General features: G+C 65.1%; 5 protein-coding genes, 1 tRNA gene and 1 pseudogene. 3 read left to right on the top strand and 4 right to left on the bottom strand.

Annotated elements, in window-relative coordinates:
• From AC1D0P_RS21930 to AC1D0P_RS21920, 3 genes are all read left to right on the top strand, one after another.
• The coding region (locus AC1D0P_RS21930) for an HU family DNA-binding protein (protein WP_477678679.1) at positions 1-113 on the top strand (113 nt) is incomplete at its 5' end.
• A gap of 173 nt (positions 114-286) precedes the next feature.
• Entirely contained in the window at positions 287-790 is a 504-nt protein-coding gene (locus tag AC1D0P_RS21925; RefSeq protein WP_477654612.1) for a MerR family transcriptional regulator, read from the top strand.
• Positions 791-826: 36 nt separating this feature from the next.
• Positions 827-903: transfer RNA gene (locus tag AC1D0P_RS21920), tRNA-Pro, on the top strand.
• Positions 904-984: 81 nt separating this feature from the next.
• Here AC1D0P_RS21920 and AC1D0P_RS21915 read toward each other — a convergent pair.
• From AC1D0P_RS21915 to AC1D0P_RS21900, 4 genes and pseudogenes are all read right to left on the bottom strand, one after another.
• Positions 985-1,896 (bottom strand): Rossmann-like and DUF2520 domain-containing protein, encoded by a 912-nt coding sequence (locus AC1D0P_RS21915; RefSeq protein WP_477678678.1) that lies wholly within the window; start codon positions 1,894-1,896, stop codon positions 985-987.
• Between the two features lie 2 nt (positions 1,897-1,898).
• A complete protein-coding gene (locus AC1D0P_RS21910) occupies positions 1,899-2,741 on the bottom strand; it encodes a class II aldolase/adducin family protein (protein WP_477678677.1) in 843 nt (280 codons plus the stop codon).
• Between the two features lie 17 nt (positions 2,742-2,758).
• Positions 2,759-4,444 carry an acyl-CoA dehydrogenase family protein gene (locus AC1D0P_RS21905; protein ID WP_477678676.1) on the bottom strand — a complete coding sequence of 562 codons (1,686 nt, stop codon included), beginning with the start codon at positions 4,442-4,444 and terminating at the stop codon, positions 2,759-2,761.
• Positions 4,441-4,797: pseudogene (locus AC1D0P_RS21900) on the bottom strand (TetR/AcrR family transcriptional regulator); the annotation flags it as partial. The gene AC1D0P_RS21905 and the pseudogene AC1D0P_RS21900, both read right to left, overlap by 4 nt.

Genomic DNA, 4,797 nt, shown 5'->3' with positions numbered 1-4,797 from the left:
GCCGCAACCCCCGCACCGGCGAGGCCATTCCCATCCAGGCCCGCCGTGTGGTCACCTTCCACGCCAGCCACAAGCTCAAAGACCAGATCCAGGGCGAAACTGCGGTCGAGTAGGTCCCGCCAACGCCCAGTCCTCGGCGGCGTGATTTTCACCAAGGCGATCACTTTAGTAACTAGGTGTTACCTGTGTGACGGAACAACAGATTTCAAAAAAGCCCAGCAACCCTTTGCGCTAACTTTCGACTTAGAGTAGATTTAGAGGTTTCCTCCTTAGCGCATTGATTTAATTGGAGAAAACCCTTCCACCCATCCCGGCGAAACGCTATTTCACTATCGGTGAAGTCAGCGATTTGTGCGGCGTCAAACCTCATGTGCTCCGTTATTGGGAGCAGGAGTTTACGCAGCTACGCCCGATGAAAAGGCGCGGCAACCGCCGCTACTACCAGCACCATGAGGTGCTCATGATCCGCCGCATCCGTGACCTGCTCTATGACCAGGGCTTCACCATCAGCGGCGCGCGCAACAAACTCCAGGAAATCGTCCAGATCGAACGCGACAAGCGCCGCAACGGCGAGGTCATGCTGGACGGAGTCGAAGTCCTTGAAGGCGGGGAGTCGCTGCTTGAAGGCGGCGATTCGGTACTCGACGATTTTGAGGACTCGACGGACCACTCCGACTTTGAAGACAGTGAGGGGTCTGACTTGCCCACGGGCACCGCAGCGCAGCAAAGGCTGCAGCTTGTGCGCCGCGAGTTGTTCGAAATCCGCGATCTCCTCGGCAACAACCACTGAGAAGCGCTTCGAGGCAGGCTATAATCTGAGGCTTGTCGGTGTGTGGCGCAGCCTGGTAGCGCACTTGCATGGGGTGCAAGGGGTCGAAGGTTCGAATCCTTTCACACCGACCAATAAAACCAACAGATAGCCGGTTAGCAAACGCTAACCGGCTTTTTTGTTTTTCCGCTCCTGTTTCCGGATGCTGTTCATGCTCACAGATAAGCCTTTGCCCGGTTTGTCTTGCGTGCTGCGGGCACTTCGCGCAGCACCGACTGAATACGCGCGGCCCCCTCCCGGTTCAGCGTGCCGCGCTCCAGGCCCAGGGGCACGGTGCGCAGGGCGAGCTCGCGGTAGAGCGTCTCGGCATCAGCGGAGAGTTCGTGCAGCGCATCAAGGTGCTTGCCGATCGTGCCGACGTCGCCGCGAGCCACGCAGCCGCCCATGCCCCTGGCCAGTCCCGCATCCTTCACGGCCGCGACAGTGCCGGCCAGCAGCGGCAGCAGGGCGTCCAGCGCCTGCTGCTCCGTCCCGCCAAAAGATCTCCAGAGCAGGGACGCCTCACGCAGCAGCGCAATCAGAAAGGGCCCCACGTAATACGCCGATGCGTGGTACAGCGCCCGGCTGCCCTCCGGCACGGTGAAGGGCACACAGCCGAGCCGGGTGGCGATATCGTCGAGTTCCGCCGCAAAACCGCCGTCCGCGGCGATGCCGACGGTGCAGCCCGGCAGGCCGCGCAAGGCAACCTCGGGGTTGGCAAACATCTGCAAGGGGTGAAAGCCGCCGACCCTGGCACCATCACGTTTGGCCTTGTCCAGCGCCACCAGCCCGGTGGCGCCGCTGCAATGCACGACACGGTGCCGCAGCGACCACTGCGGGGATTGCGCGACGGATGCAATTGCGTCATCGGCGACGGTGATCCAGACGAAGTTGCAACGGTCGACGACCTCTTGCGCCGCATGGCAAGGGATCACGCCGGGCACTTCGTCCGTGAATCGTTGCAGGGCTGCCGGGTCGCGCGTCCAGGCCGCCGAAACGCGGTAGCCGGCATTCGCCAGCGCGCGGGCCAATGTCCGGCCCACCCGGCCACAGCCGATAAAACCCATGGTGCCGTCTTTGTCGTGCATGCTCAGTTCTTGTAAGAAGGATCGAGCCGGTCGAGCTTGCGCAGCAGCGCTGGCCACTCGAGGCTGCCGTAGCCGCCGTGCCGCGCTTGCGCCGCGGCGTTGAGGACCGGATTTGTTCGCGCCTCGTTGGCCAGCGTGATTTCCTCGCCCGAAAAACAGCTCACCGTGTTGGCAAGGGCCGACGCCGCCGGCTGGTGGATGGCCCGGTTGCAGCCCAGGATGTCGACCTGGATGCGGCAGGCGTTCTCCAGCCAGTACATGGCGTTGAAGGCCTGCGCGATGCTGGGGCCGCAGGCCAGCAGGCCGTGGTTGCGCAGCATGAGGACGTCGTGCGGGCCCAGGTCATTCACCACGCGCTCGCACTCGGCGCCGTTGATGGCCGGGCCCTCGAAATCGTGATAAGCCACGCGCCCGTGAAAGCGCATGGCGGTCTGCGACAGCGGCAGCAGCCCTTCGGCCAGCGCGCTGACGGCTGTGCCGGCGCGGGTGTGCGTGTGGATGATGCACTGCACGTCGGGCCGGGCGACGTGGATGGGCGCGTGCAGGTAAAAGCCCGCCACGTTGACGCTGTAGCCATGGCCCGGTTGCAGCAGCGTGTTGCCTTGCACGTCGATCTTCACCAGGCTGGAGGCCGTGATCTCCTCGTACAGCATGCCGTAGGGATTGATCAGGTATTGTTCCCCGCCGCCCGGGATTCGCGCGCTGACGTGGTTGTAGATGAGGTCCGTCATGCCGAAGACGGCCAGCAGGCGGTAGCAGGCGGCGAGGTCGACGCGGGTCGCCCACTCCGTCGCGCTGACCTGGCCGCGAACCTCGGTTTCGGGAAGCGTGAGGATGGTGCTCATGGCAAATTCCGGCACGGTCAGTGGCGTATCACGGCCGCGCGCCGAACGATGGCGGGCAGGGCCTGCGAATCGGGCAGGGTGCCGAACACATGCAGGCCGCTACTTGCCAGGCGCGACGCGATGAAAAGCTCCGCAGCCTCCGGTGCGCCGTGCGCCAGCATTTCACCCGCCTGCAAGGCCAGCGCGATGCGCGTGACCAGCATGCGCGCGTGGCCGTCGTGCGGGTAGGCGAGCGCGAGGCGGCCAGCCAGGTCGTCGGTGAAGCGGTCGTAAGCGGCATTCGCGCCCCGGTGCAAGCGCAGCTCTTCGACCAGGGCGTCGCGGCAGCGCCCGTCCTTGTCCATGGCGCGCAGCACGTCCATGCACATCATGTTGGAAGTGCCTTCCCAGATCGAGTTGAGCGGCGCCTCGCGGTACAGCCGGGCCACCGGGTTCTCCATGATGAAGCCGTTGCCGCCGTGCGYCTGCACGCATTCGTAGACGAAAGCTGGGKCCCGCTGGCAGTTCCAGAACTTCATGGTCGGCGTCGCGACGCGCGAGAGCAGCCGTTCGCGCTCGCTGGAGGCCATGCCGTCCGCCGCCCGCGCCACGCGCAAGGCGCCCAGCATGGCCGCCTCGCTGTCGATCGCCAGGTCGGCCAGCACATTGCACTGCATGGGCAGCTCGGCCATGGGCTTGCCGAAAGCCGTGCGCGTCTGGGCATGGTTGAGCGCCAGTGTCAGGGCCTGGCGCATCAGGCCGGCCGAGCCGACCGCGAAGTCCAGCCGCGTGAGGTGCGCGTGCGAAAGGATTTCACGTATGCCGCGCCCTTCCTCGCCCACCAGCATGGACCAGGTGTCGCGGTACTCGATCTCGCTGGATGCATTGGAGCGGTTGCCGCATTTGTCCTTGAGCCGCTGAATGAAAAAATTGTTCAGGCTGCCGTCTGGCCGGAAGCGCGGGACAAACAGGCAGCTCACGCCCGAGCGGGTTTGCGCCAGTGTGTAGAAACCGTCGGCCACCGGAACCGAACAGAACCATTTGTGGCCGGTAATGCTGTAGGTATGACCGTTCGCGCCGCTGCCGGTAAATTCCGCAGTCGTTTGTGTCTGCCGCAAATCGGAGCCACCCTGCTTTTCGGTCATCGCGTAGCCGATTACCGCGGCGCGCTTCTGTTCTATCGGCAGGCGGCGTGGGTCGTAGTCCGCGGCCAGCGTCCTCTGCCGCCAAGCGTCAAACGGCGCCTTGCCGGCAAAACCGGCCGCCGCCGCGTAAGCCATCCCGGTCGGGCAACCCACGCCATTCTCGACCTGGTTCCAGAGGTAGCTCAGCACGGCGCGCGCGAAATGGCCGTTGCCGTGCTCCGTGGTCCAGGCCAGGCTGTGCACCTCGTGGCCGAAGGCCGCGGCCATGAGCTGGTGCCAGGCGGGGTGGAACTCGACCCAGTCGACGCGGTTCCCGAATCGGTCGTGGCTGCGCAGCTTCGGCTCGAATTCATTGGCCAGGCGCGCGGCGTCTTGCCACGCCTCGTCGCCGGCCAGCGCACCCAACGCGCTACATTTTCCGGCGGCCCAGGGTGCGATCTTCATCACAAGCTTGCTCAAGGCCTCATCGTCGTCGAAGGCATTGAAGCCGCCGGCCGGCGCGGCCTGGTTGAGTACTTCATGGGTCGCCGCCGCAGAGCCCGCCGGTTTGACGAACGGTGCTTCGTAAGGGGCGTTCATGGCGCGTCCCTGGAGATCAGTTTCAGCTTCGGTGCCGCATGGCGAAACAGCATGCGCGCCGCCAGGCTGGCGGTGGTCTGGGCGATGGCTTTGGCGGAGTCCGAATCGGGCTCGGCCTCGGGCGCCAGCGGGCCGACCAGCGCTTCCATAAAGGCACCGGTCACGCACGAGGCCGCCACGCCGGGGTCGACCTCGATGAATTCGCCGCTGGCAATGCCTTGCACGACCAGGCGCGCGATCTGGTCACCCAGCGCCGCCCGGTACTGGAGGCGGGCGGCATCGATTTCAGGCTCGCAGGGCTCGGCAATCAAGGCATAGGCCAGCCACCGCCCACGCATGGCGCGCAGCGAGAA

This window comes from Polaromonas sp. P1_G2, from assembly GCF_056405515.1.
Note: the sequence above shows the minus strand (reverse complement) of the source record. Positions and strands in the feature narration are given on the sequence as shown.

Excerpts from the sequence above, each read along its gene's own strand:
- AC1D0P_RS21915 (WP_477678678.1), bottom strand. The coding sequence starts at position 1,896 with ATGCACGACAAAGACGGCACCATGGGTTTTATCGGCTGTGGCCGGGTG.
- AC1D0P_RS21910 (WP_477678677.1), bottom strand. The coding sequence starts at position 2,741 with ATGAGCACCATCCTCACGCTTCCCGAAACCGAGGTTCGCGGCCAGGTC.